Annotated in this window: 26 protein-coding genes; 16 read left to right on the top strand and 10 right to left on the bottom strand. The window is 38.6% G+C overall.

Annotation, left to right across the window (positions count from 1 at the left end; genetic code table 11):
• Positions 1 to 16: 16 nt before the first annotated feature.
• Complete coding sequence (locus tag ACZ5XR_RS08940) at positions 17 to 1,378, bottom strand: sensor histidine kinase (protein WP_464501308.1); 1,362 nt, start codon at positions 1,376 to 1,378, stop codon at positions 17 to 19.
• The gene (locus tag ACZ5XR_RS08945) at positions 1,375 to 2,043 is read right to left on the bottom strand and encodes a response regulator transcription factor (protein WP_464501309.1); all 669 of its coding nucleotides are present in this window, start codon (positions 2,041 to 2,043) and stop codon (positions 1,375 to 1,377) included. The genes ACZ5XR_RS08940 and ACZ5XR_RS08945 overlap by 4 nt, the downstream gene beginning before the upstream one ends.
• Before the next feature lie 236 nt (positions 2,044 to 2,279).
• Between ACZ5XR_RS08945 and ACZ5XR_RS08950 the strand changes: the two genes are divergently transcribed.
• The 4 genes from ACZ5XR_RS08950 (at position 2,280) to ACZ5XR_RS08965 (ending at position 6,107) form a co-directional block, all read left to right on the top strand.
• Entirely contained in the window at positions 2,280 to 2,870 is a 591-nt protein-coding gene (locus ACZ5XR_RS08950; protein ID WP_464501310.1) for a hypothetical protein, read from the top strand.
• Between the two features lie 113 nt (positions 2,871 to 2,983).
• Positions 2,984 to 3,808, top strand: coding sequence for a DUF4405 domain-containing protein (locus ACZ5XR_RS08955; RefSeq protein ID WP_464501311.1), 825 nt, complete (start codon positions 2,984 to 2,986; stop codon positions 3,806 to 3,808).
• Between the two features lie 36 nt (positions 3,809 to 3,844).
• The gene (locus tag ACZ5XR_RS08960; protein ID WP_464501312.1) at positions 3,845 to 4,027 is read left to right on the top strand and encodes a hypothetical protein; all 183 of its coding nucleotides are present in this window, start codon (positions 3,845 to 3,847) and stop codon (positions 4,025 to 4,027) included.
• Positions 4,028 to 4,361: 334 nt separating this feature from the next.
• Positions 4,362 to 6,107, top strand: coding sequence for an aromatic amino acid hydroxylase (locus ACZ5XR_RS08965; RefSeq protein ID WP_464501313.1), 1,746 nt, complete (start codon positions 4,362 to 4,364; stop codon positions 6,105 to 6,107).
• Positions 6,108 to 6,242: 135 nt separating this feature from the next.
• Here ACZ5XR_RS08965 and ACZ5XR_RS08970 read toward each other — a convergent pair whose 3' ends face one another.
• From ACZ5XR_RS08970 to ACZ5XR_RS08980, 3 genes are read right to left on the bottom strand one after another with little or no spacing between them, the layout of a single operon-like run.
• Complete coding sequence (locus tag ACZ5XR_RS08970) at positions 6,243 to 7,340, bottom strand: GerAB/ArcD/ProY family transporter (protein ID WP_464501314.1); 1,098 nt, start codon at positions 7,338 to 7,340, stop codon at positions 6,243 to 6,245.
• Between the two features lie 34 nt (positions 7,341 to 7,374).
• Positions 7,375 to 8,568: a Ger(x)C family spore germination protein gene (locus ACZ5XR_RS08975; RefSeq protein WP_464501315.1), complete on the bottom strand. Its 1,194-nt coding sequence runs from the start codon at positions 8,566 to 8,568 to the stop codon at positions 7,375 to 7,377.
• A complete protein-coding gene (locus tag ACZ5XR_RS08980; protein ID WP_464501316.1) occupies positions 8,558 to 10,042 on the bottom strand; it encodes a spore germination protein in 1,485 nt (494 codons plus the stop codon). The genes ACZ5XR_RS08975 and ACZ5XR_RS08980 overlap by 11 nt, the downstream gene beginning before the upstream one ends.
• 293 nt (positions 10,043 to 10,335) lie before the next feature.
• Between ACZ5XR_RS08980 and ACZ5XR_RS08985 the strand changes: the two genes are divergently transcribed.
• The 4 genes from ACZ5XR_RS08985 to ACZ5XR_RS09000 are packed head-to-tail and all read left to right on the top strand — an operon-like array spanning position 10,336 to position 13,772.
• On the top strand, positions 10,336 to 11,163 hold the full coding sequence (locus ACZ5XR_RS08985; RefSeq protein ID WP_464501317.1) for an electron transfer flavoprotein subunit beta/FixA family protein: 828 nt from the start codon (positions 10,336 to 10,338) through the stop codon (positions 11,161 to 11,163).
• Positions 11,163 to 12,197: an electron transfer flavoprotein subunit alpha/FixB family protein gene (locus ACZ5XR_RS08990; RefSeq protein ID WP_464502269.1), complete on the top strand. Its 1,035-nt coding sequence runs from the start codon at positions 11,163 to 11,165 to the stop codon at positions 12,195 to 12,197. The genes ACZ5XR_RS08985 and ACZ5XR_RS08990 overlap by 1 nt, the downstream gene beginning before the upstream one ends.
• Complete coding sequence (locus tag ACZ5XR_RS08995; RefSeq protein ID WP_464501318.1) at positions 12,181 to 13,476, top strand: FAD-dependent oxidoreductase; 1,296 nt, start codon at positions 12,181 to 12,183, stop codon at positions 13,474 to 13,476. Before ACZ5XR_RS08990 ends, ACZ5XR_RS08995 begins: the two co-directional genes overlap by 17 nt.
• Positions 13,476 to 13,772: a ferredoxin family protein gene (locus tag ACZ5XR_RS09000; RefSeq protein WP_464501319.1), complete on the top strand. Its 297-nt coding sequence runs from the start codon at positions 13,476 to 13,478 to the stop codon at positions 13,770 to 13,772. The genes ACZ5XR_RS08995 and ACZ5XR_RS09000 overlap by 1 nt, the downstream gene beginning before the upstream one ends.
• Positions 13,773 to 13,856: 84 nt before the next feature.
• Here the strand turns inward: ACZ5XR_RS09000 and phaC are convergent, their stop codons facing one another.
• From phaC to ACZ5XR_RS09015, 3 genes are all read right to left on the bottom strand, one after another.
• A complete protein-coding gene (phaC, locus tag ACZ5XR_RS09005) occupies positions 13,857 to 14,945 on the bottom strand; it encodes a class III poly(R)-hydroxyalkanoic acid synthase subunit PhaC (protein WP_464501320.1) in 1,089 nt (362 codons plus the stop codon).
• Positions 14,946 to 15,011: 66 nt separating this feature from the next.
• The gene (gene phbB / locus ACZ5XR_RS09010) at positions 15,012 to 15,755 is read right to left on the bottom strand and encodes an acetoacetyl-CoA reductase (RefSeq protein WP_464501321.1); all 744 of its coding nucleotides are present in this window, start codon (positions 15,753 to 15,755) and stop codon (positions 15,012 to 15,014) included.
• Between the two features lie 66 nt (positions 15,756 to 15,821).
• Complete coding sequence (locus ACZ5XR_RS09015; protein WP_464501322.1) at positions 15,822 to 16,541, bottom strand: hypothetical protein; 720 nt, start codon at positions 16,539 to 16,541, stop codon at positions 15,822 to 15,824.
• Between the two features lie 260 nt (positions 16,542 to 16,801).
• On the opposite strand from ACZ5XR_RS09015, the gene ACZ5XR_RS09020 reads away from it, so the two are divergent.
• A complete protein-coding gene (locus tag ACZ5XR_RS09020; protein ID WP_464501323.1) occupies positions 16,802 to 17,314 on the top strand; it encodes a hypothetical protein in 513 nt (170 codons plus the stop codon).
• A 116-nt stretch (positions 17,315 to 17,430) separates the two neighbouring features.
• Complete coding sequence (locus ACZ5XR_RS09025; RefSeq protein ID WP_464501324.1) at positions 17,431 to 18,612, top strand: acetyl-CoA C-acetyltransferase; 1,182 nt, start codon at positions 17,431 to 17,433, stop codon at positions 18,610 to 18,612.
• A gap of 748 nt (positions 18,613 to 19,360) precedes the next feature.
• Here ACZ5XR_RS09025 and ACZ5XR_RS09030 read toward each other — a convergent pair.
• On the bottom strand, positions 19,361 to 19,714 hold the full coding sequence (locus ACZ5XR_RS09030; RefSeq protein WP_464501325.1) for a c-type cytochrome: 354 nt from the start codon (positions 19,712 to 19,714) through the stop codon (positions 19,361 to 19,363).
• Positions 19,715 to 19,828: 114 nt separating this feature from the next.
• Between ACZ5XR_RS09030 and ACZ5XR_RS09035 the strand changes: the two genes are divergently transcribed.
• The 6 genes from ACZ5XR_RS09035 (at position 19,829) to ACZ5XR_RS09060 (ending at position 25,866) form a co-directional block, all read left to right on the top strand.
• Positions 19,829 to 21,046: a glycosyl hydrolase family 18 protein gene (locus ACZ5XR_RS09035; RefSeq protein ID WP_464501326.1), complete on the top strand. Its 1,218-nt coding sequence runs from the start codon at positions 19,829 to 19,831 to the stop codon at positions 21,044 to 21,046.
• A 55-nt stretch (positions 21,047 to 21,101) separates the two neighbouring features.
• Positions 21,102 to 22,553, top strand: a complete 1,452-nt coding sequence (locus ACZ5XR_RS09040) for an ArnT family glycosyltransferase (RefSeq protein WP_464501327.1) — start codon at positions 21,102 to 21,104, stop codon at positions 22,551 to 22,553.
• Between the two features lie 96 nt (positions 22,554 to 22,649).
• Positions 22,650 to 23,435: a hypothetical protein gene (locus ACZ5XR_RS09045; RefSeq protein WP_464501328.1), complete on the top strand. Its 786-nt coding sequence runs from the start codon at positions 22,650 to 22,652 to the stop codon at positions 23,433 to 23,435.
• 99 nt (positions 23,436 to 23,534) lie between these two features.
• Complete coding sequence (locus tag ACZ5XR_RS09050; protein ID WP_464501329.1) at positions 23,535 to 24,305, top strand: L,D-transpeptidase family protein; 771 nt, start codon at positions 23,535 to 23,537, stop codon at positions 24,303 to 24,305.
• Positions 24,306 to 24,483: 178 nt separating this feature from the next.
• The gene (gene yyaC / locus ACZ5XR_RS09055) at positions 24,484 to 25,080 is read left to right on the top strand and encodes a spore protease YyaC (RefSeq protein WP_464501330.1); all 597 of its coding nucleotides are present in this window, start codon (positions 24,484 to 24,486) and stop codon (positions 25,078 to 25,080) included.
• A gap of 99 nt (positions 25,081 to 25,179) precedes the next feature.
• On the top strand, positions 25,180 to 25,866 hold the full coding sequence (locus ACZ5XR_RS09060) for a GntR family transcriptional regulator (protein ID WP_464501331.1): 687 nt from the start codon (positions 25,180 to 25,182) through the stop codon (positions 25,864 to 25,866).
• A gap of 58 nt (positions 25,867 to 25,924) precedes the next feature.
• On the opposite strand, the gene ACZ5XR_RS09065 is transcribed toward ACZ5XR_RS09060, so the two are convergent.
• Positions 25,925 to 26,731, bottom strand: coding sequence for an aspartate dehydrogenase (locus ACZ5XR_RS09065; protein ID WP_464501332.1), 807 nt, complete (start codon positions 26,729 to 26,731; stop codon positions 25,925 to 25,927).
• Positions 26,732 to 26,939 lie beyond the last annotated feature (208 nt).

The raw sequence follows: 26,939 nt of genomic DNA on the forward strand, positions 1-26,939 counted from the left end.
GGGATTTTATCATTTTTTATTCATTTTTTGGGTAACTAATAGAAAAGCAGACCTGACCATTTCGATTTTCAACCTTAATAGAACCTTGATAAAAATTTATAATTTTATGTGAGATGCTTAAACCAAGCCCGAAATTGCCTTTATCACCTTTATAAAGAGATTTGAAAATTTGATTTAGATCTTTTTCAGAAATTAAAGGGCCATCATTCCTGATTTCAATCAACCAGGACCGACCGGCATCCTTTAAGGAAACGTGGATCCAATTCTTTGCATACCTAAGTTGGTTTTCTAAAATGTTTTCAATCGAAACTCTAATGCGGTCTGGGTTTCCTAACATAACGGCTGGTTTTGCTTCAATATTCAATTCCCAAGTTAATTTTGGATTCACTGCCTGAAAATTAGCCATCAGATAGGCTAATAGCTTATCGAGATAGACATCTTCTTTTTCTTTGTCATTACCTAAAACATAATCAAGTGTATTTAAATACAAAACTTGTTTGATCTTTTTCTCAAGCCGAATGGCCTCATTTTTAATAACCGTAGCAGAATCTTCGGCAGAATCTTCATACATTCCATCAATAATTGCTTGAGCATAGCTCATAATGACCATGACAGGTGTTTTTAAATCATGTGAAATGCTTTGCAGGAATTTTTTTTCTTCTTCATCTGCCATTTTTAAAGCTTCTTTCATTTCCTTCATCGCTTTCGCTAATCTTCCGATTTCATCCCTGCTAGTTAATTCAATTTCATGATCCCAATCTTTATTAGCGATTCGTTTTGTATAACCCTCCAACTGCTTTAAAGGTTTTGCAAGATTGTTAGCTATTACCTTTGACAGAGGTAAACTAAAGAGTATGACAAGGATTCCAATCAGAAAAATTTGAGGCAAATTCTGTCCATCATTGAGAGGCAGATAAGAAATTAAAAACATTTGATCTCTAATTTGGCTAATCTCTATCAAGTAAGCCTGATTATTAATGGTTTCCTTCAGACTTTGATGAGCGTTTGTTGTGATTAGATTACTCATCTTCATCATTAATGGTTGGTCGGGCTTCATTTTGTCTGCATCGTGTATGTCATTTTTACCCGGTTCGTGTTTGTCATCCGGAATCAAGCTGATTTGCTTATTCCTTTTATCAAAAAGAAAATGAAAGGTCCCTTGGTGATTAACAAATCCGATGATATCATGATTAAAATTGTTTCCTGTCAACGTTTGCAATACAAGCTGATGGGTAAGGTCTAACGAATGCAGTGCTTTATCCTCATCATTTCGATTAATAATAAATGCAAAAGCCAGAGAAACAACCAACACAATGGTGAAAATAATGACCGATATAATAAACCATATTCTTATCGTAAGCGATTTAAATTTCATCATTTTACAGCCAATTTATAGCCAAAACCGTAGACGGTTTCAAGATTCAATCTGGCTAATTTCTTCCTTAATCTTCTGATTGTATCATCGACAACACGATCCGAACCGAAATAATGTTCGTCCCAGACTTTTTCAAGAATTTGCTCTCTTGTCACCACGGTATTACTATTTTCAATAAAATAAAGCATGAGGGTAAATTCTTTATTGGTCAAGATAATCTCCTCGCCATTGTCAAAGATGGTTCGCTGTTTTCGGTCGACCACGTAGCCTTCTAATTGGAAATCGGCAGAACGCTCTTCTTTTTTGCTGTACATTCGCTCGATGATTTTATTCGTTCTGATTACTAACTCCCTTGGTAAAAACGGCTTTGATAAATAATCATCACTGCCCAATTCCAATCCCACCACACGGTCCAGTTCCTGATTCCTTGCCGACATAAAGATGACAGGCGTTTGGGGATTATACTCCTTTATTGCTTTAATGAGCTGGTACCCGTCTATATCCGGCAGCATGATATCTAAAATCCAAAGTTCGGGTAAGTCGTGAATTTTTTTTAGTGCAGAATCACCGTTTAAGAAGGATACTACCGTATATCCCTCTTTTTCCAAGTATTTTTTAAGTAAATGATTGAGATGTTCTTCATCCTCAACCAGATAGATTGTTGCCATTTGCACAACCTCCTTTTTTGTAAATCTCTATATGGAACCGATATATAAATTCTTTTTAATTAGAGTATAAAATGGAATTTCCGTGGAATTATCGTAGAATTATGTGAAAAATATGTGTTGATAGATCATTTTATTATAGCACCTTTTTTCATTCAAATTGAATGAACGAATCCAATGGTCCTAACCATAATGTTCAACTATTAGGGAATAATGAATGAAAAGGGGGAGGGTGCAAAATGAACAAAAAGCAAATTGGACAAGCCATGAAAGGTTTTTCTGTGTTAATCCTAATTGCAGGAGTTTTAATAATATTGTTCGGCGGATATGCGTTATTTACAACTTTAAATTTACAAGCGGGGAAGTCCGTTTCTTTCAAAACCGGGGAAAGACTCAATCGACAAGCGGGTACTTTTGCAGAAATTGTCGGGATCGCTTCGGCAGTCCTTTGGCTGGTTAGAATCGCCATGATAAAAATAAAAAAGGGAAATCCCTCAATAAAAGAATGGTTTCGTCAACTGTATTTGGTGTTGCAAAAGCATCATATCTTTTTGGCGATCATTACATTCCTCATTACCCTTATACACGGACTTTACTTCCTCCTATTTAGAAATGTGAAGACAGATATGGGACCCCATGGCGGTCATGATAATACCTTGAACTTTTACAGTGGGATTGCTTCCTTTTTGGCATTGGGTGTTCTAACTTTGTTAGGCTGGTATCATTACGCTAAGCGGAAAACCAAGCAAAACGTGCCAACGAAGAAGAAGCATAAGATTGCCGCCTTAGTTTTTGGAATCCTTGCACTCATTCATATCTACATCATTTAACGATGAGTTATGGAAATAAATGTGAAAGTACATCACATATTTTTCACATATTATTACGATAATTCCTCTGAATTTCCTCTCTATAATCAGGTTAAGATTTTAATTAGGAGGAAATGAACTTGAAAAAGAACTATACGAAAATTGTTCTGGATTTACTGATGGCCGTCACCTTCGTTTTGCTGATGAATCCAAGAGTATTAAACGGTCTGCCGTTTCATGAAATTGCTGGTTTAGTCATCGGCGTAGCTATTTTGACGCACATCGGGTTGAACTTTCGGTGGGTGATCAATACAACGAGAAAGATTTTTGATCCAAAACTTCCCAATAAAACACGCTTCAGTTATTTGCTCAACATATTGTTGTTAATTTCGATGGCTACCGTGATTATAACGGGAATTTTAATTTCGAGAGTCGTTTTACCTACCCTTGCAATTCAAGGAAACCACTCGATTCGTGGGATCCACAGTTTCTCTGCTGATGCCACACTTGCGTTAGTGGGTCTCCACATTGGGGTACACTGGCAATGGGTCATGACTATTTGTAAAAAAGCGTTTAAATCGAAAGAAGGAAAACTTAGGAAGGGTGTTATTGCATCCGTAGTCCTGTCGCTTGCTATTTTAGCTGGCGGAATACAATGGTTTTCTTCAACTTCTACTCCTAGCAAAGGAGATTTCAATCCAAAACAAATGCAGCAATTTGGACAGACATCTACTAATGGAATTACACCGACAACTCCAAATATACATCAAGGACCGCCTAACGGAGATTTTCGTGGTGGAAAAGGTGGACATGACGGTGGCGGCGGCAGCAGTCCATTTCTCGTAGTTCTAAATTATTTTGCGATATGGGCAGCCATCATCATTCCTACCTTTTATATAGAAAAGCGATTATTAAGGAAGAAACGAAATTCAAGAGAGGTTAATCCTAAAGTATCATGATAGCAATCTATTATAAACCGAAAGGAGTCTCTTAATATGGACAAAAAGAAATTTACTTCTTGGATCGTATGCTTGGCTAGTATTGCTTACATTGCAGGAATTATCTTTTACCTTGGAATTTCAAATAATGTTTCGACAGTCAAAACAAAGACCGTCGCTCAAACGCAGGTTACAACTCAAAGTTCAACAGAAGCACATTATAAACGAATTTTTATTTGACAAATTATAATTTAAATAATAATATTTTAATATAGTTCTTTAGTGCTTAAAAGCGTTTAAGCGTCTAAGTGTTTAAGTGATTAACGAACAAGAAGCAAATGAATAGAAGCTCAGCATTCTTAGTAGTACCTGATACACAGCAAATAGAGACTGGATGAATGGTGCAAATCCAGGTGTATTAGAATACGAATTACATATGCCGTTTTATGAGCTTGTTTTTTAAGTGGATGGGCAGCTATTGCCTGTCAAATAGGGTGGTACCGCGGAGAGCCTCTTCGTCCCTTTGTTTGGGATGAGTAGGCTCTTTTTACTTTATTTAAGGGGAGATATACAAATGAGTGAAGTCGTAACAGCAGCAAGAAAGATTCCAAGACATTTAACAAAATACGTGGTAGATCAACAATATGATAAATACTCTCCAATCGATCAAGCCGTATGGCGCTATGTAATGAGGCAAAATCACCACTTTCTGAAGGAATCAGCACATCCAGCTTACACGGGTGGTCTAAAATCTTCAGGAATCGCCATTGAGAAGATTCCGAATGTAAACCAAATGAATGAAGCACTCGAACCTTTCGGGTGGGGGGCTGCAAACATCGACGGTTTTATTCCTGGTGTTGTGTTCTTCGATTTCCAAGCACACGGCATATTGCCAATTGCGTCAGATATTCGAAAACTGGAAAACATTCAATACACACCTGCTCCGGATATCATCCATGAAGCTGCAGGTCATGCTCCGATACTGGCGGAAGAGAAATTTTCAGAGTATGTAAAGCTGTTTGGAAAAATTGGCTCCAAAGCAATTGCAACGAAAGAAGAGCATGAGCTGTTTGAAGCGGTTCGTACGTACTCGAATCTTTTAGAAAGCGGTTTGGCATCCGATGAAGAAATCCAGCAGGCCAAAGCCAATTTTGAAGAAAAACAAACAGCCGTAACGGAATTATCTGAAGCGGAGCAAATTTCACGGTTATACTGGTGGACGGTCGAATACGGGTTAATAGGAACCATTACGGACCCTAAAATCTATGGCGCAGGTTTATTGTCATCGGTTGCGGAAGGAAGGAATAGCTTATCCCGAGAGGTAGAAAAACTTCCTTTTGACCTGCAGCAGGTGATTAAAACGGGCTTTGACATCACAAAGCCTCAACCTCAACTATTTGTTTGTGAAAGCTTTGATCAATTGATTGATGCCGTAAATGAATTTGCTGGTACAATGGCGTTTACGGTTGGCGGAACAGAAAGCCTAGAGAAAGCTCTCCGCTCAAACCATACGGCAACTATTTGTTTTAGCTCCGGTCTGCAGCTGACAGGGACGTTGACCACGATTATGAAGGATTCAGATGGTGAAGCGATTTATATTAAAACGGAGGGTCCATCTGCATTAGCATATGAAGATCAAGAAATAAAAGGGCATGGGAAGGAAACACATTATGATGGGTTTGGCTCTCCCATTGGCAGGCTTAAAAATATGTCAGTACCTCTTGAAGATTTTACTGAAGAAGAGCTTCGCATGATAGATGTAGTGATAGGCAAAGAGAGTAAACTTTTGTTTGAAAGCGGGATACAAGTCAGTGGAATTCCAAATCAGTTCATCTGGGAAGACGGGAAGTTAATCCTCATTTCGTTTACGAATTGTACCGTTACCTTAAATGAAGAAACGTTATTCCACCCTTCTTGGGGATCATATGATATGGCTGTAGGGGAAAAAATAACGTCTATCTTTGCAGGAGCAGCCGATTCTGAAATGTTCTTTTCCGATTTAGAAGAAATCAAACAAACCCCGCTCGTTAAAAAAGAGTTATCACCACTTGAACAATTGTATGGCAAAGTAAGATGCTTACGTGAGAATGACCATAATCAATATAATTTAAAAGAAGAACTATTAGATGTAATAAAAGTTTTATCGGCTGAATTTCATGAGGATTGGTTATTAAGAATCGAAGTCCTTGAATTATTAATGAAAAATAATCTTTTATTAGAAAAGCAAGAGATTCTTAAGAATCAACTCGAAGAAATAAAGAAATTAAATGAGGAATACCCGGTATTAATTGAAAGAGGACTTATGCTGGCTTCAAACTAGGCAACAGGTTTTAGGTTGATAAATAAGGATCATTTACCATACAAACTGATAATAGTAAGAGACTTATACAGTTGTACCACCATCAATATTTAAAAAGATAGTGAGAGAGGAATGTTTTCTTATTCACTATCTTTTTTATATTGATTTCACAATGTATTTCTTTATAAGTAAAATGACAAATAAAATGAATGGAATGATAATTTGAATTGGTATATGGATAAAAAGTGGAACGATTTTTAAACCAATAAACAGGTGTTGGATAATGTTTTTAGATAATGTAAATGCAAATAAAAGGATTAGGATCGCTGATCCTATAATTTGCCGATTCGGCTTTGTCTTCGGAAACAAGTGTCTCAGAATCATGATCCCGCCGTACATAAAAATGGAAATTTTAATAAATCCACCGATCAGGTTGATGATCACAGCAAAAGTTTCAATGTGCGGGAGGAATTCTAAAACGCTGGTTAATTCCAAAGCCTTCACAAACGGAAAAACATACATGGTGACTGTTTCAGAATTTAACAAGCCCAGTATCATTTCACCAGCTAAGAGCAAGAGCACTCCTGTTGCACAAACAGAAATCCAACCGTATTTTCGCAAAGCTGTTTTATCTTTTGTAAACGGAAAGAGCATAGTAAATACAATGAGTTCGCCATACGGAAAAGTCAGTCCGGTAGGGAAAATGGAAGAGAGAATCTGCTTCCAGCTCGTCCGAAATATAGGTGTTAAATGGCTGAAATCAAAATAAGGTGAAAGGAATCCAAATAACATGAGAATTAAAATGAAAACGCCAGTAAAAGCACATAAAATCAGTGAACTTCTTGCTGTAGCCTCAATGCCTAGAAAACAACCATACGACACCACCAGAAGGAGGGTGAAAGCAATAATTCCAAAAGGGATATTGTCGAAAAGGACTTGAGCGACGAAAAAAGAGAAATCTTTTAGCACTCTCCCGGCAATATATAAAAAATAAAGACAATAAATAAATCCAAGTAGTTTGGACATCCATCTTCCAAATCCCAATTCAAACATTTGCACCAAATTACCCCATTTTCCTATCGTGTGAAGCGTGATATAGAAATAAAAAATCCCCACTCCAAAACCTAACGACAACAAGATGGAGATCCAAACATCTTGTTTCGTTTCAAAGTTCCATCCAACTACAATAGCGCTTCCCAGTAAGAAGTTGATCATTAAGGAACAAATTTCAATTGGTGATATTCTGACCATCATCCTACTCCATTCCTTTCCATACGCATCATCCATTTTATTGGGCTGAAATTTCACCTGTATCTATAAGATCAACCTTTACTTTAGTCCGAATCGGTACAGTTGAATAAACGGAATCCCATTTATTTTTAACCTGGTTCCAACGATTCAGTTGCTTTCGATACAAGGTTTCTCCAAATCCAGCTATATCGGTTTTTTTTTGTTGTGTTTTCACTATCAGTTGATTAATCTGTTTTTGAATTTTATTCTCTGTATCATGTTCTAATTGGGCAATCGCACGGACAGTAGAGGTGTCCATATTGCACGATACATCTCCTAATTTACCTTTTAAGTGAATCTGAAGAAGAAAGGATGGAGTTCCCTTCTTATCTTGTACATGAATATCTGGTTTGCTTTGAACGTCTTTCCATGTCACATATCCAGACTGTTTACTGCACTTCGTTACCAATTGTGTATCTGCTATTTTATTTCGGGCTAACGCATATATGGTGCTTTCCGATGAAGATAGCCAGTATGATAATCGGTGGTGATGAAAAACAGCTAATCCATCCATTTCTAATATTGCGTCTGGCGTCGCCTTTTCGATATTGCCTTTCATAATTCCCTTTGAGGCATTACCTTTTATGGTGAGATAAGGGATGGTTAGTTCCGTTCTGTTCTGCTTTAACATTCCCTCTGCTTTGTCAAAAGTCATATTCGTTAGATCCCCCCACGACTCTCGTTTTTGATTCAGTATTTCTTCAAATCTGCTTCCTGAAATTTTTTGAACAGGTGTAAAGATTTGAAGAAGTTTATCCGGTGTTACTCCCTTCGAAATAACTATCCTAAGATTGGAAGGATAACTTGATTCACGCATGAAGTAATGGGAAATGGAAGAAATTCCTTCGGATCTTGCTAATGATTCACCTATAATCGCAACTTCTGTATCATGTAAGAAAATGGACCGAGGGACCCTATTATGAATACGTTCAATGGCTTCAGGGATCGTTCGGCCTTGTACACTGTAGGTGTAAGCACCTTGTTCCATTGCTCCTTCTTTGCTGTTGGAGGCGGGATTAATAATTTGTAAGCTCGTTACGTATCCTTCCTTACTTTTATCAATTCCTATCGCGGAAATAATATATATTTTATTCAACATGTTGTCTTGAGCATTTTTGCCGACAACATTTGCGATGATGAGTCCGATTAATAGACAAAGAGTAATATTTGATTTCGAATGTTTACGCTTCATCTGTCTCTTCCACCGTTTCTTCCTTCATAAACTGGGATTCATCGTTTGTCATCTCAATCTGAGACAATTGAATCGCACTATCTTTAAGATCATGGGCTACAAGTGGAGCAAAAGGGGATAAATAGGGCACGCCAAAGCTCCTTAATGAACAGAGATGAAGCAACAATACAAGCGATAATAAGGCGATTCCGTAAAATCCGAGAGCCGCACCCCCACTAATAAAACTAAGAGAGATTACGCCTGCCGGTGGTCTCATCGCGCTAATTGGGACGACGCTGATAAATATATAAGCAACACTAGCTACAACTAAGCTGGCAGGTTCTACTAATTGAGATTCAATAGCAGATTGACCCAAGATTATTCCCCCGAAAATGGACACTGTAAGGGCAATATTTTGCTGCAACCGAGTCGAACTTTCGTTTATAGCCATAATCACAATGATCAAAATGGATATTTCAAACGAGGTTGGAAATGGCACTAATTCTCGTTGGGAAACAAACCCAACTAATAGTTTAACGGGTAGCAAGTTTGCATGGTAAGTTACAAACGCAACATACACCCCTGGAATATACAATGCTATAAAAAAGAGAAAACAACGAAGGAGTCGAGGATTTATAAGACCAGTTTTCCCTACATAATAATCCTCGGGTGTTTGGAAAAATTGAATGAGAACAGCAGGAGCGATTAGTACATATGGAGAACCGTCTACAAAAATCGCGATTTTTCCTTCCAGCATTTCAGCTGCTACCACGTCTGGTCTATCGGTATTGAGCATGAGTGGAAAAAAAGACTTGGATTCCTTCGTCAAAACCATTTCTATATAATTCGCCTCGAGCACTGCATCCAACTTCAGATTTTCAAGGCGTGCATAAATGGTTTCCAATATTTGCTTATCCACAATGTTTTCAATGTACATAACGGATATGTCTGTATTCGTGTGGGTTCCATATTGTTTGGTAGTTACTCTTATATTCGGATTTTTAATAATCTTTCGAACGAGAGAAATGTTTGTACTTCTACTCTCAGAGAAACCTAGATCAGGTCCTTTCGCAACCCGCTGTCCTTTCGGGCTTTCAATGCTTCTTATATTCCATTTCGTTGTATCGGTTGAGAGAAACGTATTTATTCCCTCCACCATGACAAGGGTCTTACCTGTCAACAACTCATTTGAAGCAAGCGAAAGATCTTTTATGCGGGAAATATTTTTCGCCTGAATAACGGCAGATTCTAAAAAAGAAAGGAGTTCCTCATCAGAGTGGAAACAAGGTGGTTTATGTGTTAATAAAGGTTCGATTACATAGCACTGGACAGCATTCGAATCTACAATTTGGTCGATAAACAACACTGCTGCTTTCTTACCAATACTAGTCAAAGTGATTTCTCGAATTTGAAAATCAGAACTATTCCCCAACAAAGTATTTATCGCTTCTATATTATGATGAAGAACACTTGATACCTCGTTGTTAATATTCATTAAATCCACCCGGGTTCAATAAGAGAATGATATCTTATTATCTGTTTATTGGTAAAAACGTATGCAAGTGGTAGTTAGCTATTAACTTTTAATTACTCGAATTAAAATGAAAAAAGATAAGATATTTATCAGAAAATTCGAATGTAAGCAGAGTCGCTTTAATATAGTAAAAGTAAATACGCTTTCGATGAGAAGGAGATGTACAACCTTATCCTTTTCTTCAAATCATAGTTTCTTAACTTATTGCTTCTAAGAAATGTGCCTAGCGCTTTATTTATATAAGGAGGGATTAGATGCTACATATTGTGGCCTGTATTAAGCAAGTACCTGACACCAAAATAATTAAGATGAATCCCAAAACCAACACGATGGACCGGAGGACGGCACCTGCCATATTAAATCCTTATGATACCCACGCAGTAGAAGAAGCCGTACGCCTTAAGAAAAGGTATGGTGGGATTGTATCCGTCTTATCGATGGGACCTCCGCCAGCCGTTACGGCGATTAAAAAATGTATTGAAATTGGTGCAGATGAAGGTTATTTAATCACTGACCGGAGATTTGCAGGAGCGGATACATTGGCAACCAGTTATGCCCTTACGAAAGCGCTTGAAAAAATTTCAAAAACCAATCCTGTTGATCTTGTCATCTGTGGGAAAATGACCATTGATGGCGATACGGGACAAGTCGGTCCAGGTATTGCCAGAAGACTTGATATACCACCGCTGACATCGGTTAATAAAGTAGAAGAAATTAATAAAGACGAGGGCTATGCGATTGTCCATCGCAAACTGGAAGATGGCTATGAAGTGATCAAATCGACTTTACCTTGTTTATTTTCAGTTGAAAAAACAATTAATGAAGTGCCATATTCATCCTTCCCCAACATGTTAAAAGCAGCGAGATACCAACCTGTTATCTGGTCAGTTGATGACTTGGAGGACGTAGATATTAAACAGCTTGGTTTGAAAGGTTCTCCAACCATTGTTTCGAAAGTATGGGCTCCGCCGCCGCCGGCAGGGGGGACAATGATTGAAGGCAATCCGCAGGAACAAGTCGGACAATTGCTTTCAGTGATACTGGAGAAGAAAGAATTGTTTGCGGTTAAGGAGGGGAAATGATGGATTTTAAAGATTATAAAGGTGTTTGGGTCTTTATTGAAGAAAAGGACGGGGAAATTGCTTCTGTTTCATTGGAGCTATTAGGAGCAGGGAAAAAACTTGCTGATAAACGAGGAGTGGAATTGGCAGGAATTTTAATCGGGGAAAATATTCAGCATTTAAGTAAAACTGTTTTTGAATACGGGGCAGATACCGTTTATATTTATGACCAGCCCATTTTTAAACATTACCGAACAGAATCCTTCATGAAGGCGCTTTTGGAGTGTTCCAATAAATATAAACCTGAAATTATCCTGTTCGGCGCGACCTCAACCGGAAAAGACCTCGCCAGCGCGGTTGCCACAGATTTGCCGACAGGCTTAACCGCCGATACGACCGAGTTGGATGTAGAAGAAGATACCGGTCTATTATTGGCAAGCCGCCCTGCATTTGGCGGCAATATTATGGCGACGATCCTTTGTAAAAAATATCGGCCGCAAATGGCAACGGTCCGTGCAAAAGTCATGAAGGCTCTGGCGCCACAACCAGGAAGAACAGGAAAGACAATTTCCGAAACAATTTCCTTAAAAGAAGAAGATATTCGAACAAAAGTATTGGAAATTGTGAAGGAAACCACAAAAAATGTCCGCATTGACGAAGCCGATATCATTGTTGCCGGCGGCAAAGGGTTAGGAAGTGCAGAGGGTTTTCAGTTAGTTCATCAATTGGCTGAAACACTTGGCGGTGCAGTTGGGGCGAGCAGAGATGTCGTGGAAGCAGGCTGGGTTGCCCATCCGCACCAAGTAGGTCAAACCGGTGTAACGGTTACGCCAAAGATTTACTTTGCCATAGGTATTTCTGGTGCGATTCAACATATTGTTGGGATGAAAAATTCCGGAATAATCATTGCGATTAATAAAGACCCGGAAGCCCCTATCTTCCAAACTTGTCACTATGGAATCGTTGGCGACGCCTTTGAGATTGTCCCATTATTAATTGAACAGTTTAAACAAGCTTTATCTAATGTGGAGGTAGAATATGCCAGAGAAGTTTGATTGTATCGTTGTCGGGGCAGGTCCAGCTGGAATCTCCTGTGCGTATGAATTAGCAAAGGGCGGCGCAAATGTATTGCTTATAGAAAGAGGAGAGTATCCAGGTTCAAAAAATGTTATGGGAGGTGTCCTTTATCGGAAAATGATGGAGGACATTATTCCAGATTTTTGGAAGGAAGCTCCGCTTGAGCGCCCCATCGTTGAACAACGGTTTGTGATGATGGATAAGGAGTCAGCAGTAACCTTTAGTTATAAAGGAATGGAGTGGGCCCAAGAGCCCTACAATAACTTTACTGTATTAAGAGCTAAGTTTGATCAGTGGTATGCCGAAAAAGCGGTTCAGCAAGGAGCGATATTAGTCTGCGAAACGGTTGTTTTAGAATGTATCGTGGAAGATGGGAAGGTTGTCGGTGTCCGTACAGACCGCCCGGACGGTGACATCTATGCAGATGTCGTTGTTTTAGCAGACGGTGTCAACTCGCTATTGGCTCAAAAGCTAGGGTTCCATAAAGAGTATAAACCGGATGAAGTTGCCCTAGCCACGATGGAAATTTTAAAGCTTGATAAAACGATCATCGAGGACCGTTTCAATTTAGAAGAGAATCAGGGCTGTACCCTTGAATTATTTGGCGATGCCACAAAGGGGATTCTCGGTACAGGGTTTCTTTATACCAATAAAGATACGCTAAGCATTGGTGTTGGGACACTTCTATCCGGGCTCATCAAACATAAAATTAAACCATATGAATTACTGGAATATGTGAAAAAACATCCGATGATCCGCCCTTACATTCAAGGCAGCGAGCCGCAAGAGTACCTAGCTCACTTGATTCCAGAGGGCGGCTATAAATCAATGGGGAAAATTGTCGGGGACGGTGTTATCGTGATTGGCGATGCCTCCCAACTAGTTAATGCGATTCATCGTGAGGGTTCCAATTTGGCAATGACTTCAGGCAGATTAGCAGCAGAAACGGTTCTTTTAGCAAAAGAAGCGGGAGATTTCTCTGTTGGAATGCTCGACCATTATCGCGTCAAGTTAATGGAAGGTTTCGTCGGCCAAGATATGAAAAAATATCAGAATTCCACCCATCATTTTAATAAATTTCCGCAATATTTTGATGCCTATATTCCAATGGTGAACAAAGCCGCAAGTCAAATGTTTACTGTAGATGGTGCATCCAAATGGGAGAAACAAAAGAAAATTTGGAACGGACTTGGTACAGCGAAAGAAAAAATGAAATTGGCTCGTGATGTATACCGAGCCTGGAAGGTGATGAAATAATGAGTGAACAGAAAAAATTTCAGTCCATCGAAGAAAAGCAATACCTTATTCGCTTTAACGCCGATACAAAATCACATCTTCACGTGAAAGATGAGGATATTTGTTTAACACAATGTCCTGATAAAATTTGTACGATCTTTTGCCCGGCCGAAATTTATAAATGGGAAGATATAAGAATGCATGTTGGTTACGAAGGCTGTCATGAATGCGGGAGCTGCCGTATCGGCTGCCCGCATCAAAATATCAAATGGGAATATCCGAAGGGCGGCCATGGAATTGTGTTCAGGTTAGGATAATATTTAGGGATTTTTATATACAAATAAAAGAACCCTCCATTTGGAAGGTTCTTTCTTCTATTTAACAAGTAGCAAAAACAATTTTTAATTTGACCTCTGTTCCAGCCAGTCACCAATGGTTGGATAGGTAACTTTTGATGCTTTAGAACCAAATGCCACTGAAACATGACCAGTTGGCAAGGAAATGTACGTTTTATCCTTGCTGGAAATGACGTTCATTAACGCTTCCACCTGATGAGGCTGAGCAATATGGTCTCTTGCAGCAGATAGGTTGAGAACATTGGCTGTGATATTACCTAAATTGACCTTTTGACCACGAATCTCCAATTCCCCTTTGATCAGTTTGTTTTGCTGGTAAAAGTCTCTGATCCATTGACGGAAGGCTTCACCAGGGAAGGGGATGCCGTCGCCCACCCATTTTTGCATGAGCTTCCAGCTTTTAATAAAATCTTCGTTGTTGGCCCGATCAACAAGACTCACATACGGACCATAAATGTTTGTCATTGGTTTTAACATTTTGTTGCCAAAATCAATCATTTCTGGAGGAATAATACCTAAGGTATCGACAACTTTATCAATGTCAAAATATTTTTCATCAACGAATTCACCATATAAGCCTATATTTTCAAAATCAAATGGGCTTGTCATAAATATGACGTTACGAATCGGTAATTCAGGATGCAAAGCAGTAAAAATGGAAGTCATCGTCCCGCCCATGCAGTAACCCAGAAGCGAAATTTCCTCCGCCTGTGATGTCCTCAATACTTTACGAACGGCACGTGGAATGTAGTCTGTAATGTAGTCATCCAGTTTCATATCTCTGTCTTCTTTACCGGGTGTACCCCAATCAAGAAGGTACACATCAAATCCCCGGTTGACCAAATATTCAACCAAACTGAATCCTTTCGTCAGATCAAGGATATACGGTTTATTAATTAAAGCATAAATCAGCAGAAGAGGAACTTTATGCTTATCAGGCTGATTAGAAATATACCTGAAAAGAATCGCTTTGTTTTTTGTCCAAATAACTTCTTTTGGTGTGGGTCCCACTTCGGGATCGGCGTCTTTCGTCAGCACTTCCGCTGCCCTTTTTATTTTCTGATAATAATTTTGGTATTGGTCCGGCATTGCTGGATAAATTTGTTTCCAATCTTCTAAAGTCGGGATTCTCATGGTTCTTCACACCTTTCACAGATATGTGAATCATATGGTGTTTCCTAACAATAGGGAAGGAACTCATTACATATACAGCCCGCCGTTAATATTTAACTGCTGGCCAGTGATATAATCTCCATCTTTACATAGGTAAATGACTCCTTTGGCGATTTCTTCGGGCTGTCCGAAACGACGCTGTGGAACTTTCGCCACGATCGACTCGCGGATATTTTCCGGAATGGCCTGAACCATCTCAGTGTCGATAAATCCCGGAGCAATCGCATTAACCGTTACACTGCTTTTGGCAAGTTCAAGCGCAAGAGATTTTGTATACCCGATCATTCCCGCTTTTGCTGCAGCATAATTAGTTTGCCCAAAACCGCCAGCCTGGCCGATGATAGACGAAATATTAATAATACGTCCCGCATCAGATTCAAGCAAATGTGGCAAAGCATGGGAGGTAGTATTGTATATGCTGTTTAAATTTACGTCAATAACGGTTCTCCAGTCTTCTTCACTGAGCTTTTTGAACGATCTGTCCCTAGTGATCCCTGCATTATTTACAAGGATATCCAATCGACCAAAATGTTCAACAGCTTCCTTTATTAATTTTTCGGCATCTGCTATTTTTGACACATCGGCCTGCACGGCGTACGCTTCACTACCGATTTCATTAATTTCTGCAATTACTTTTTCAGCCGTTTCTTTCCGGCTATTATAATTGATGACCACTTTTACGCCACTTTTTGCTAATTCTTTGGAAATCGATGCGCCGATCCCTCTGCTTCCGCCTGTCACTATCGCAACTTTATTATTTAAATCCGCCATGTAACCCAACTCCTTTATGGTAAGTAATCTTACAGGCCGTTTAAAAAATTTGGTTGCTCACCCATGTTATTTGCTAGTTTTTTTGCGTTTTGCCGGTTCCTTTTTCTTTGTCGCCACTTTGGTCATTGTTGCTTCTTTATTTTTTGCTCCACCATTATTCTTTGCCGTTACTTTTACAGCAACTGTTTCCTGGGTCTTTTCAGCATCTGCTGCAACTGGGGTTGCTGCCTTATCATTCTTTGCCGTCACTTTTACAGCAGCCGTTTCTTTGGCCTTTTCAGCTTCTGCTGACTCATCATTCATTACAACCGCTTTTACAGCAGTTGTTTCCTTGGTCTTATCAGTACCAGCTGCTTCTACAACGTCATCCGCAGCTTTTTTATTATTTGTATCCTTTAAAGAATTTAATTGTGTAAGGATTTGGTTAAGTTTAGAGTCTAAATTTTCCATTTCTTTTCTTAAATCGGCTATTTGAGATTGCACATCCTCATGGCTTTGTTGTTTTGCTCTTGTTTCTTCCAAAAGGTCTTCTAAGTTATCCACTTTTGAATCCACATTGACAATAAGGGATGAAATTTTTGCAAGGTCCTGACGAGTAGGGACATTCATTTGTCCCAAATACCGTTCAGTTGTTTCATTTAACATCTTTTGATAGAGGAGATTCATATCTAACATTTGCGCCATAGCCTGAGAAGGAAAGTTCTCTTTCATTTTTTCATCAAAAGAAGTGTTATACTGATTATAAATATTTTTCCACATTTCAAACATGTCAAAGTTTTGAGTCATTTTATTGCCTCCACAACATTTTTATTTTAAATAACATTTATCATGCCCGATTAATGTGAAATACCGTTAGAGTAATTATTGCAAAGAAAGGGAAAATTCTTTTACAATAAAAAATTGGTTGACTAATTATGCTTATAGGTGTAAATTACACATAAGGGCTTATCGTTATTATAGGATAACGATATATAAAAAGTCTAGCATAATCGCTGCATTCATCGTGAATGATAAACTTTATGAATTTTAAATAGGAGGTTTTTTAAATGACAGTAAACAATGAGTACCTTAACAATTTCGGTGAATCTCTAATGAACATGTGGTCAAACAATTTGGATAAGGTGTTCACTTCTCAAAAAGAAGTAGAAAATCTATTGCTTCAAGCATTTACGGGCCAAAAAGAATCATTAGAAAAAATTGTTGGCAACATCGAATCCATCCAAGCAGAACAGAAACAAGTAATTGCAGAAGTTCGTGAGTATGTGAATCAAAACATTCAAAAATTTTATGGCGATGATGCAAGTAAAACTTTTGAAAAGTGGAATGCACAGCTTGATGAAATGAACAGCCGTATTCAAAATTTAGCATCTCCTTCATTTAAAGAAAGCTTAGAAGTGTTAAATCAGTCACAAGAACAAATCCAACATTCAATTAAAAACAGCTTTGATCAGCAAAAAAAATATTATGAAGAGTCAATCAATCAATTTAAATCTGCACAAAAAGGTTTAATGGATCTTTTTGAAACCAATACAAAAGCAGCATTAAATATGTTTAAGTAGAACAGCGATTTTCGCTGTTCTTTTTTTATCAGCTTTTTTTGCATATACCCTTATTAAAAATGAAAGGATAACAATTGGAAAAGTAAATGATTTTAATAAGGAGAGACGCAAACAGTATGCAAACAGAAGTGGTAATCGCCAGTGCAGTAAGAACAGCAATCGGAAGCTTTTTAGGGGGGCTAAAAGGCGTCTCTGCAACTACATTAGGTGGAATTGTTATAAAAGAAGCGGTTGAAAAAGCTGGAATCGATGGATCTCAAATAGATGAAGTCATTATGGGGAATGTTTTACAGGCGGGACTTGGCCAAAATCCAGCAAGACAAGCTGCCCTTGCTGCCGGGCTCCCTCATGAGGTATCAGCTTTAACCATTAACAAGGTATGCGGATCAGGGCTTAGAGCGGTTCACCTTGCCGCACAAGCTATTCTAGCCGGAGACGCCGAAGTGGTCGTAGCCGGAGGGATGGAAAATATGAGCCAGGCCCCATTTGTGCTAAGAGGGGCGCGCGACGGATTTAAAATGGGAGATCAGAAATTGGTAGACAGTATGATTCATGATGGATTATGGTGTGCCTTTAATAACTATCATATGGGAGTAACAGCAGAAAATCTCAGTGCAAAATATGAAATTTCCCGTGAAGAACAAGATGAATTTTCCGCATGGAGTCAAGCGAAAGCTCAAGCTGCAATTGAATCGAATCGATTTGCTGATGAAATTGTCCCAGTAGAAGTACCTGGGCGTAAAGGGCAGGTTACCGTGTTTGCCCAAGATGAGTTTCCACGTGCCGGAACGACAGCAGAAGGTTTAGCCAAGCTTCGTCCGGCATTTAACAAAGAAGGATCGGTCACTGCCGGTAACGCTTCAGGAATAAACGATGGGGCTGCAGCACTAGTCGTGATGAGTCGTAAAAAAGCAGATGAATTAGGAATTAAGCCATTAGTAAGCATAAAAGCAAATGCAGGTGGCGGCGTCGACCCAAGCATTATGGGGATTGGTCCTGTTACAGCGGTTAAGAAGGTTTTAAAGAAAGCTGCCATGTCACTGCAAGAAATGGATTTAATTGAAGCCAACGAAGCTTTTGCCGCCCAAGCCCTAGCGGTAGACCGCGAACTTCATTTTGATAAAGAAAAACTAAATGTAAATGGCGGTGCGATTGCCCTCGGGCATCCCATAGGTGCTAGCGGGGCACGAATTTTAGTCACACTTATTCATGAAATGTTAAAACGGGATAGCAAAACGGGATTAGCCACACTTTGTATTGGCGGAGGCCAAGGGGTGGCAACGATTGTAGAACGGTAAAAAAAGAGGCGTATTCAATAACGGGTTCCGTTCCCTTTCACTATGTAAGTTAAAATGATTGCCAATTTGCATATGAAATTGACTCTCATTTTTTATTGGTGTAAAGCCATTTGGGTGGAATTTGCATATAAATTTATATAGGAAATGCACCTCAAATTGTAGGGGTACAATTGATGTTGTACCCTCACAATTTTACCCTCAATTTGATATACAATTTATCTTACAAAAAATGCTTAGAAACATAAGTAGTCTTATCCTTAATTGAGTAACCAGTGATATTTAAAATAAGCGGAGATTTTTCGGTTATTTGCAAAATGGAGCTCGTTTCGGGGTAAATAAGGGGATGATTTCCGGTTATGCCAAGGAAAATCCCCCATTTGCATGTTTTTCGAGTCGATAGGCGGAATCTCTCCGTCTATTTTAGCTATTTTCAGTGCTATTTACAAAATAAGAGAAATTTCTCCGCTTATTTATCAAACCGGGTGCTTACTTGCCCCCCAACCGATAAGAGCGGACCCTCACGGACTCCAGATGAGGGAATCAGCATCTTTTTATCGAGTAACATTCAGGTACCGGATATTAAAAATGGCTCAGTGAACTGAGCCATTTTATTTTTAATTGCAAAAACAGATACAAAAGGCATTACAAATTGGGCTACATTTTCAATTGCATTTTCGGGTTTTGCGACATGAAACGGAACCCGTTACGATTTCAATCGCCTCTTTTAATTTTTAGCTGAATATCATGATTATTTTAGTGATAATACCCATTTTGCCATTGCCGGAATATCTTCGTCTTTAACAAGGCCAGCTGGCATCCGACCGCCTTTTCCATTTTTCAGAATACCTTCTACATCCTTTTGAGTATACTTTTTGCTTAAATTCTTAAGAGTGGGACCCACCACACCTTGATACTGATCACCATGGCAGCTGACACAAGTTTGCTTATAGAAGGCTTTTGGATCAAAAGAGCTCGCCGCCTGATCCGTTGTGGCGGGTGTTCCTGTTTTATGCTCCTTTGCCTGATGACTGAAAAGGGCGTTGGCGCAAACTATGATGGCAACGAGCAGAATAATTGGAATCATAATAATTGGTTTTTCCATTTAAATCTCTCCTTTCTCCTATTATTCCTCGAATATTTGAGATTATTTCATGAATAAGTTACCCCTATCAGCATCACCTTAGAAATAAAGATATTTGAGAAGAAGGTGGAAGTATTGTCTTGTTCCAGTTATCGGACATTCACAATCATTTCTATATGCATGGTCTTTTTATTCCTATCATCCTGCAGTCAGTCCCAAAAGAATGAAATAGTCCCTAATATAATAAATGAAAAGAATTATGGAGTTGGAAAGCCATTACCCGATCATTTGGCTGATTTTCATCCTAGCACCTTAGAACTACCCATTCAAAGAGTAAAGGTCACTTATCCGAATAAAACACCTCGCGAAGTTTTAGGTTTTTACACAGAACAGGAAGGGGCTTATCCGGGGTCGCAACCTACCGTAGACACTCAGTCCCCCTATATCACCATTATTGCGCCATTTTGGTACAAGCTTGATGATAAGAAGCCGGGGAGTCTGTTAAATTCTGTTACAGCAGACCATAAAAGAAAGATTATTCAGAGTGCCCACCAAAAAAATATAAAGGTATATCTGGTCGTTCATAATCTCTTTTATGGAACCGTCGAGAAGGGGAAGCAGGTAGCGAGCGCTGTTCTGGATAACGATATAAACCGCAGCGTTTTTATACAGAACCTGCGAAATGAATTAAAGAAGTTCAGTTATGACGGGATTAATATTGATATGGAAAATTTGTATATGACTGATAAAAATTCCTTTAGTCTATTTATAAAAAATTTGTCTCATGCTTTGCATAATGATGGAAAAGCAGTGACAGTTTCCGTTCCGGCAAATACAGGTGATTCGCGTGCAAACCCCTGGTCGCCTTGGTTTGATTACGCGAAACTGGGTCAATATGCCGATAGGTTAGTGATTATGACCTATGATGAACATAACCCAAGAACCAAGCCAGGGACAACGGCATCGCTGGATTGGACAGAAGCAACGATTAAATATGCCTTGAATCATGGAGTCCGGCCATCAAAAATTTTACTTGGTATCGCCGGTTACGGATGGAACTGGGATACAACCGCAAACAAATCGATTTATAGCTCCTATGCTCTGTTAATGAGCCAGAAAGCAAAGTATAAAACACCTATTTCCTGGGACTCTGTTTCGCAAACACCTTATTTTAGCTATGTAGATGAAAATAAAGATGCCCATCAGGCTTGGTTTGAGAATAGTTACAGCCTTCGATTTAAACTGGATCTTGTGGAATTTTATAACTTACAAGGAATCGGGATTTGGCGGCTCGGCCTGGAAGACCCCATGTACTGGAAGGCCATACCGGAGAAAATAAGAGTAAAAAAATAAATAGGGGATAATGAAGGAGAGATTGAAGTTTATTCTTAGAGATAGGAGTAGCCTTATGGATCGCCTTTTAAATCAAAAATTAACCATTGTTTATTTCATTTCCATGGCAGTAATACTTACCATGGCATCTTTTAATATCTTTTATCGGTTGGGAGATTTCCCAATTTACAGCTGGGATGAAGCGAGACATGGCGTTAGCGCCTTCGAAATGATAAAAAATGGGAATTTTATAGTTAATACATATAGAGAAAAAAATGATTATTGGAATCTAAAGCCTCCACTTAGTTTTTGGACGATTATCCTCGGGTACAAACTGGCAGGTTTTAATGAGCTTGGATTGAGGATTTGCTCTGCCATTTTTTCAATGGGAACCATCACGATGGTGTCGGTTTTTTTATACAAAAAACATGGAAAGCTCGCTTCTCTTATTTCAACATTAGTTATGGCGACAAGTACTCAATTTTTAATCAATCATTCCTCAAGAACAGGAGATGCAGATGCCCTTTACGTCTTTCTTTTTACTTTCGCGTTATTGTCTTTATTATTATCGAATCAAAATTGCAAATGGTTATGTGGAACAGGAATTGGTTTTTCTCTCGCATTTTTAACCAAAAGCTGGCATGCCGGTATTATTGTGTTGATAACGACGTTTTTACTGATCTTGACTGGAAAATATAAAAATCACTCTTTCAAAAATTGGCTAATTGTATGTTTATCCATGAGTCTGCCCATTCTTGCCTGGGGAGCAATTCGATACCATTATGATAGTGTCATGTTTTTTAAGAACATGCTTTTTTATGATTTACTTGATAGATCTACTATGACCATTGAGCATCACACAGAGGGAAAATTTTATTATATAGAAGTGTTATACAAATTTTTTCGATTATGGATAGTTTTGCTGATTTTTCTGTTGGTTCTCAAAAAAGGCTCGTCGTTCAAAAGCATCCCGTCCGAAAAAAAGTATTTTTGGATTGGAGTTGGTTTATGGATTTTGCTACCATCCATCCTGTTTTCCTTCGCGCAAACAAGAATTAGATGGTATATCCTGCCGATCTATCCGGCTCTTTCCATCATGATAGGTGTACTTGCAAGTAGTTTTCTTCAAAATGGGAGGAGATTCACGAAGTTGATTCTTATAGCATCAATTTTGTCAGTAGCCGTCTATTATGAAATGCAAATTTTTACATATCTCAATAATCCCGTGACTAATCCAAAGCAAAGTCTTATAGAAGAAGTAAAAAATAACATGCAAGTTAAAGGAGCTCTTATCTATAAATACCAGCCCTTTGGCACTGTGGATTGGCTTCAAAGCGAGGTCCTGACCGCTGAGTTAGCAGGAAATTTACAGGTAAAAAATGGAGATTTTACAGAGTTTTTAAACCAAAAGAAGGCATTGCTAATGATTTCGAAAGAATGGTATAGTGAATCGCTGTTAAAGTCCAATCAATTAAAGATCCTTGCCTCCAATCAATGGGGCTATATTGTATATAAAAAGTGCAAATAACAATCCCATGTAGTATTTTTTATCCATTCATTTTCTTCCTTTCCTCATATATGATAGGGATATAGAGATTTGGATTTATTCAATAGGAGGAACAAAGTGAACACAGATCAAGCTTTTGACTTTTTAAAGGATGCAGGAGTCACTGAAGATATTAGTATTCAAACGGTCCGGCGATGGCTGAGGGAAAAGAAGATTACCTTCGAGGCAAGAGGGTCAAGGAAAACGGGATACATTCTCGAAGATACAAACGAAGCTCTGAACCTGTTAAAGGATGCAGGGGTCTCTGAGACGATTGGGATGCAAATTGTACAGCGCTACCTTCATGAAGGAAAAATTCATAAATTAGGGACTTCTGAATACATACCAAATGAAATAACCTCAAAGAGGTTTTTAAATCATACTCCAATTGACGCTGATAAAATTATCCGCCAATTAAAAGGAAAAATAAAAGCACAGGAAGAGCATCTAAAAGAGTTTGAAAAGCTTCATCAGACTTCCGTCAATACGTTAATACAGCAAAGAAATAAATTAAGGAACGAAATTGTCAGTTTAGAGAATGAAAAAAGTGAATTACAAAGAGAAAACAAGAAAATTCTTAAAGAAAATATTGATTTACGCAATGAATTATTAAAATTAAAAGACTTCGTTTCGAATGGAACGGAAAAAGAGGCGGACAAAACTGAAACTCCCCCTCCAGCACCAATTTCGAATAATTATCGTCAAAAATTAGGACTTCCAAAAACAGCAAGTTATAAAACTGTCTTAGCAGGATATAAACAATTATTGAAAATAACCCATCCTGACCACGGCGGGAGCCCGGCAGCATTTCATTACGTAAAAACAGACTTTGATTTTTTTAGAAATAGTTTCAAAGAGAAGTAGATTCATAAGAAACTAAATTGTAAAATTTGTAATATGAACAAGCCCTTCAACATAGGATACACGGATTAGTTTTTTAAATGTCGTGTTGGAGGGATTGGATTGCACAAAAAAGTGTTTATTCTGGTTGTTTTTGCTTTTTTGATGTTCTTTAGTTTTATCGTTGGGGTCCCCTCTGGTTTGGCTGCAACGGGAAACAAGTTAATTATTATCAACAAGGAAATCAACCGGCTTGCTTACTATGATAATGGCAAATTGCAAAAAGTATTTAAAGTTGGAACAGGGAAGAGCCGGACCTTGACACCCGAAGGCCGGTTTAAGATTGTGAATAAAATAGTCAATCGGCCTTATTACACAGGACACATTCCAGGTGGAGATCCTCGCAATCCGCTCGGGAACCGCTGGCTCGGTTTAAATGCACGCGGAACTTGGGGGACGACTTATGGTATCCATGGAAATAATAACCCAAGCTCCATTGGCGGGTATGTCAGCCACGGCTGTGTTCGGATGTATGATAATGAGGTAGAGTGGCTGTTTAATCAAGTTCCCATTAATACACCGGTTATCATTACCTATTCGGGAAAATCATTCAACTCGATTGCATCTGCTAATGGCTTTAAAGTAACTGGGGGAGCTGGAAATGCTTCCGTTCCGGTTAGCAGCAGTGGAGCCATTCTAAAAAAAGGAAGTCAGGGTTCTGCTGTAAGGACGCTTCAACAGAAACTGACCTCTCTTGGGTATTCGACGAAAGGGATTGATGGAGTCTTTGGCCCTAACACAGAAAAGGCTGTCCGTCTTTTTCAAAAAGCCCATCATCTACAAGTAGACGGTGTCGTTGGACCTAATACAAAAAAAGCACTGGGAATAAAATAGAAAAGGAAGAGGTTGACTCACTTTGAGTCAACCTCTTCCTTTTGATATGGTCCTTAAATGAAATGAATGTTCTATACCAATACTATTTTGTAGTATATTGGAAAAGAGAGAAGGTATGGAAATTTTTTGCCCGCAACTTATACTCCATTTGCAAAGGACGGGGAGGAGTTTTATTCATATGTGGCCTTTTGAAAACAAAAAAAAGGAAAAAGAAAAAGCTGAAAGGTCAAATGATATTTGCTTGCAAGAACCGAGGACAGAATTCGAAAAGGAAATCATGATAAATAAACTAAAAGACGTGCTAAACCAAACGTCTAAGGAAATTATCTTCTTATGTATTGGAACGGATCGTTCTACAGGAGATTCACTAGGACCAATGGTAGGGACAATGTTAAAAGACAAATATTTTCCATATCCTGTTTACGGAACATTGCATTCTCCTGTCCATGCGTTAAATATAACAAGGGTTTTGAAGGATATTCAAGATTCATTTGAAGACCCTTTTATTTTTGGAATTGATGCCTGTTTGGGTGATGAAAGGAACATTGGATCCATCTACTTATCGGAAGGATCATTTATTCCCGGCAAAGCACTCAATAAGAGGTTGCCTAGTGTGGGAGATTACCATATGAAAGCTATTGTTAATTACCTTGACCCCATTTCACCCGCTCAGTCATTAAATAACACTCGATTGTATACCGTTTTGTTAATGGCGGAGATCATGACAGGGATTATCATGAGCGGTGCATCAGCGGCCTGTGAAAATCACAAGTGAAAATTCCCCTTATGGGTATAAATTCCAAAAAAATTGTTGTTTTCAAAGAATTTAAGTTATAATGATTCCAATGTCTACCGAGTGGAAAGAGGAGAAAACATGGGGAATAACTGGACGGAAGAAAATCTCATCTCGATAAGAGAACGAGTATATCTTTACATTAAAGATTTAATATTAGAGGGTGAATTTAAAACGGGTGACCGGCTGGTGGAGAGGGAGCTTGCAGAAAGATTGAATATTAGCAGAACACCTATCCGTGAAGCTTTATTTCGATTAGAATCGCAAGGTTTTGTTAAAACCGTGCCGCGAAAGGGAGTTATTGTAGCTGATATTTCAGATAAGGAAATTATAGAAGTGTTTACGATTCTTTCATCCCTTGAAGTGTTGGCCGCTAAATTAGCAGTACAAAAGTTAGATGATGAAACAAAACGGAGATTTCAGGCATGCATTAAAAAAGTGGAAGACTGTTTAAGGGAACAAAATGAAGATGAATACGCTGAGCTACATACAGAACTAAATGGTCTCCTATACAGCTCCGCCAAGAATTCAAAGCTTTTTGAAATCCTGAGTGGATTATCCGATTATATTAGAGCCTTTGCAAAGACAGGATATAAAAAGTTGGGAAGAGCAGAGCAGTCGATGGAGGAGCATATCAAAATTATGGAGGCTATCATTAATCAAGAAAGTGATATGGCCGAATACCAAACGAAAATTCATATTGAAAATGCTCGAAAAGCGTATATTGAAGCGGTTAATCATAGCAAAGGACAGAAAAAAGAGAAGTGATAACAAAATCAGGGTCAGATTCCTCCATACCACAAGTGAGGAGTCTGACCCTATTGTTTTATACGCCAATAACCAGTGATGAAGTTAAGTTTTTTAACACCTTTGCAACACTCATAGAAACGATTGGGCTTGATTTAGGATTTTGGATAAACGGGATATTTTGGACTGAAATTTCTACTTGGCCAAAAAAGCCCTTTGCCTTAATCGTATGTGTATTATTTTGAATCGTAGGATCAACATATACCTGAACCTTCGTTTTTTCGAAACCAACACCAGCAAGGCTGAGGGTAGCGGAAACATTGACGTTTTCCGGGAATAATTTCGCAGCTTCTCGTGCATTGCCGTCGAAGATACAAAATGGTTCTGCTAATGTTTTTAAATCTACTTTTTCCTCGGCAATTGTCCCATACCAGCTTCTTGTCGGCTTCCGGGTAATAAGCGTAATCTCTTCGATTTCCCCTAATACCCCAGCAGCAATTCTATCTAAACCGGCAATAGCGGCAGAGGGAATCAGGATTTGTTTATGCTGTTCTGTTGCGGTCTTATGTAGTTTTTCATAAAAATCATGATCTGCAAGGGCGCCAACCGAAAGGATCATCAAATTACTTCCGCTTGCTAGAGCTTTTTCACCATAGAGCTGAAGGGCATGATGTCCAGCCGCTTCGATAATGATATCTAAACCAAGATTAAAAAACACATTTTCCTCAGCTGTTACCGTAACTTCGTCCCCTGGAGACTCCTTTAAATTAAGTGGGTTTCTAACCAGAATAGCCGTTAATTCAATATCCCCGGCCTGTTTTGTTTGAATTAATTCCCCGATACTCTTTCCCAATGTGCCATATCCAATAATACCAGCTTTTAACATTAACAACTCACCTCATCATCTGTCTATTCAAATTGTATACAATATACGATTTGATTTTATTTTACTGAACAAATTATTCAAAGACAATATCAATATTTAGAATATAAAAAAATATCTAAATTTTTTAAAAATTCCTTTGCAAGTTAATCTATTTTCAGATATGATATTTTATAAGTTATACACAGTGAATATAGGAGGTGTTTATTTT

It is taken from the genome of Neobacillus sp. Fa239, from assembly GCF_055395235.1.

Excerpts from the sequence above, each read along its gene's own strand:
- ACZ5XR_RS09025 (WP_464501324.1), top strand. The coding sequence starts at position 17,431 with ATGCAAACAGAAGTGGTAATCGCCAGTGCAGTAAGAACAGCAATCGGA.
- ACZ5XR_RS08965 (WP_464501313.1), top strand. The coding sequence starts at position 4,362 with ATGAGTGAAGTCGTAACAGCAGCAAGAAAGATTCCAAGACATTTAACA.
- ACZ5XR_RS09040 (WP_464501327.1), top strand. The coding sequence starts at position 21,102 with ATGGATCGCCTTTTAAATCAAAAATTAACCATTGTTTATTTCATTTCC.
- ACZ5XR_RS09030 (WP_464501325.1), bottom strand. The coding sequence starts at position 19,714 with ATGGAAAAACCAATTATTATGATTCCAATTATTCTGCTCGTTGCCATC.
- ACZ5XR_RS08950 (WP_464501310.1), top strand. The coding sequence starts at position 2,280 with ATGAACAAAAAGCAAATTGGACAAGCCATGAAAGGTTTTTCTGTGTTA.
- yyaC (WP_464501330.1), top strand. The coding sequence starts at position 24,484 with ATGTGGCCTTTTGAAAACAAAAAAAAGGAAAAAGAAAAAGCTGAAAGG.
- phbB (WP_464501321.1), bottom strand. The coding sequence starts at position 15,755 with ATGGCGGATTTAAATAATAAAGTTGCGATAGTGACAGGCGGAAGCAGA.
- ACZ5XR_RS08985 (WP_464501317.1), top strand. The coding sequence starts at position 10,336 with ATGCTACATATTGTGGCCTGTATTAAGCAAGTACCTGACACCAAAATA.
- ACZ5XR_RS08940 (WP_464501308.1), bottom strand. The coding sequence starts at position 1,378 with ATGATGAAATTTAAATCGCTTACGATAAGAATATGGTTTATTATATCG.
- ACZ5XR_RS08975 (WP_464501315.1), bottom strand. The coding sequence starts at position 8,568 with ATGAAGCGTAAACATTCGAAATCAAATATTACTCTTTGTCTATTAATC.
- ACZ5XR_RS09000 (WP_464501319.1), top strand. The coding sequence starts at position 13,476 with ATGAGTGAACAGAAAAAATTTCAGTCCATCGAAGAAAAGCAATACCTT.
- ACZ5XR_RS08945 (WP_464501309.1), bottom strand. The coding sequence starts at position 2,043 with ATGGCAACAATCTATCTGGTTGAGGATGAAGAACATCTCAATCATTTA.
- phaC (WP_464501320.1), bottom strand. The coding sequence starts at position 14,945 with ATGAGAATCCCGACTTTAGAAGATTGGAAACAAATTTATCCAGCAATG.
- ACZ5XR_RS08970 (WP_464501314.1), bottom strand. The coding sequence starts at position 7,340 with ATGATGGTCAGAATATCACCAATTGAAATTTGTTCCTTAATGATCAAC.
- ACZ5XR_RS09060 (WP_464501331.1), top strand. The coding sequence starts at position 25,180 with ATGGGGAATAACTGGACGGAAGAAAATCTCATCTCGATAAGAGAACGA.
- ACZ5XR_RS09015 (WP_464501322.1), bottom strand. The coding sequence starts at position 16,541 with ATGACTCAAAACTTTGACATGTTTGAAATGTGGAAAAATATTTATAAT.
- ACZ5XR_RS08990 (WP_464502269.1), top strand. The coding sequence starts at position 11,163 with ATGGATTTTAAAGATTATAAAGGTGTTTGGGTCTTTATTGAAGAAAAG.
- ACZ5XR_RS08955 (WP_464501311.1), top strand. The coding sequence starts at position 2,984 with ATGAACTTGAAAAAGAACTATACGAAAATTGTTCTGGATTTACTGATG.
- ACZ5XR_RS09020 (WP_464501323.1), top strand. The coding sequence starts at position 16,802 with ATGACAGTAAACAATGAGTACCTTAACAATTTCGGTGAATCTCTAATG.
- ACZ5XR_RS08980 (WP_464501316.1), bottom strand. The coding sequence starts at position 10,042 with ATGAATATTAACAACGAGGTATCAAGTGTTCTTCATCATAATATAGAA.
- ACZ5XR_RS08960 (WP_464501312.1), top strand. The coding sequence starts at position 3,845 with ATGGACAAAAAGAAATTTACTTCTTGGATCGTATGCTTGGCTAGTATT.
- ACZ5XR_RS08995 (WP_464501318.1), top strand. The coding sequence starts at position 12,181 with ATGCCAGAGAAGTTTGATTGTATCGTTGTCGGGGCAGGTCCAGCTGGA.
- ACZ5XR_RS09065 (WP_464501332.1), bottom strand. The coding sequence starts at position 26,731 with ATGTTAAAAGCTGGTATTATTGGATATGGCACATTGGGAAAGAGTATC.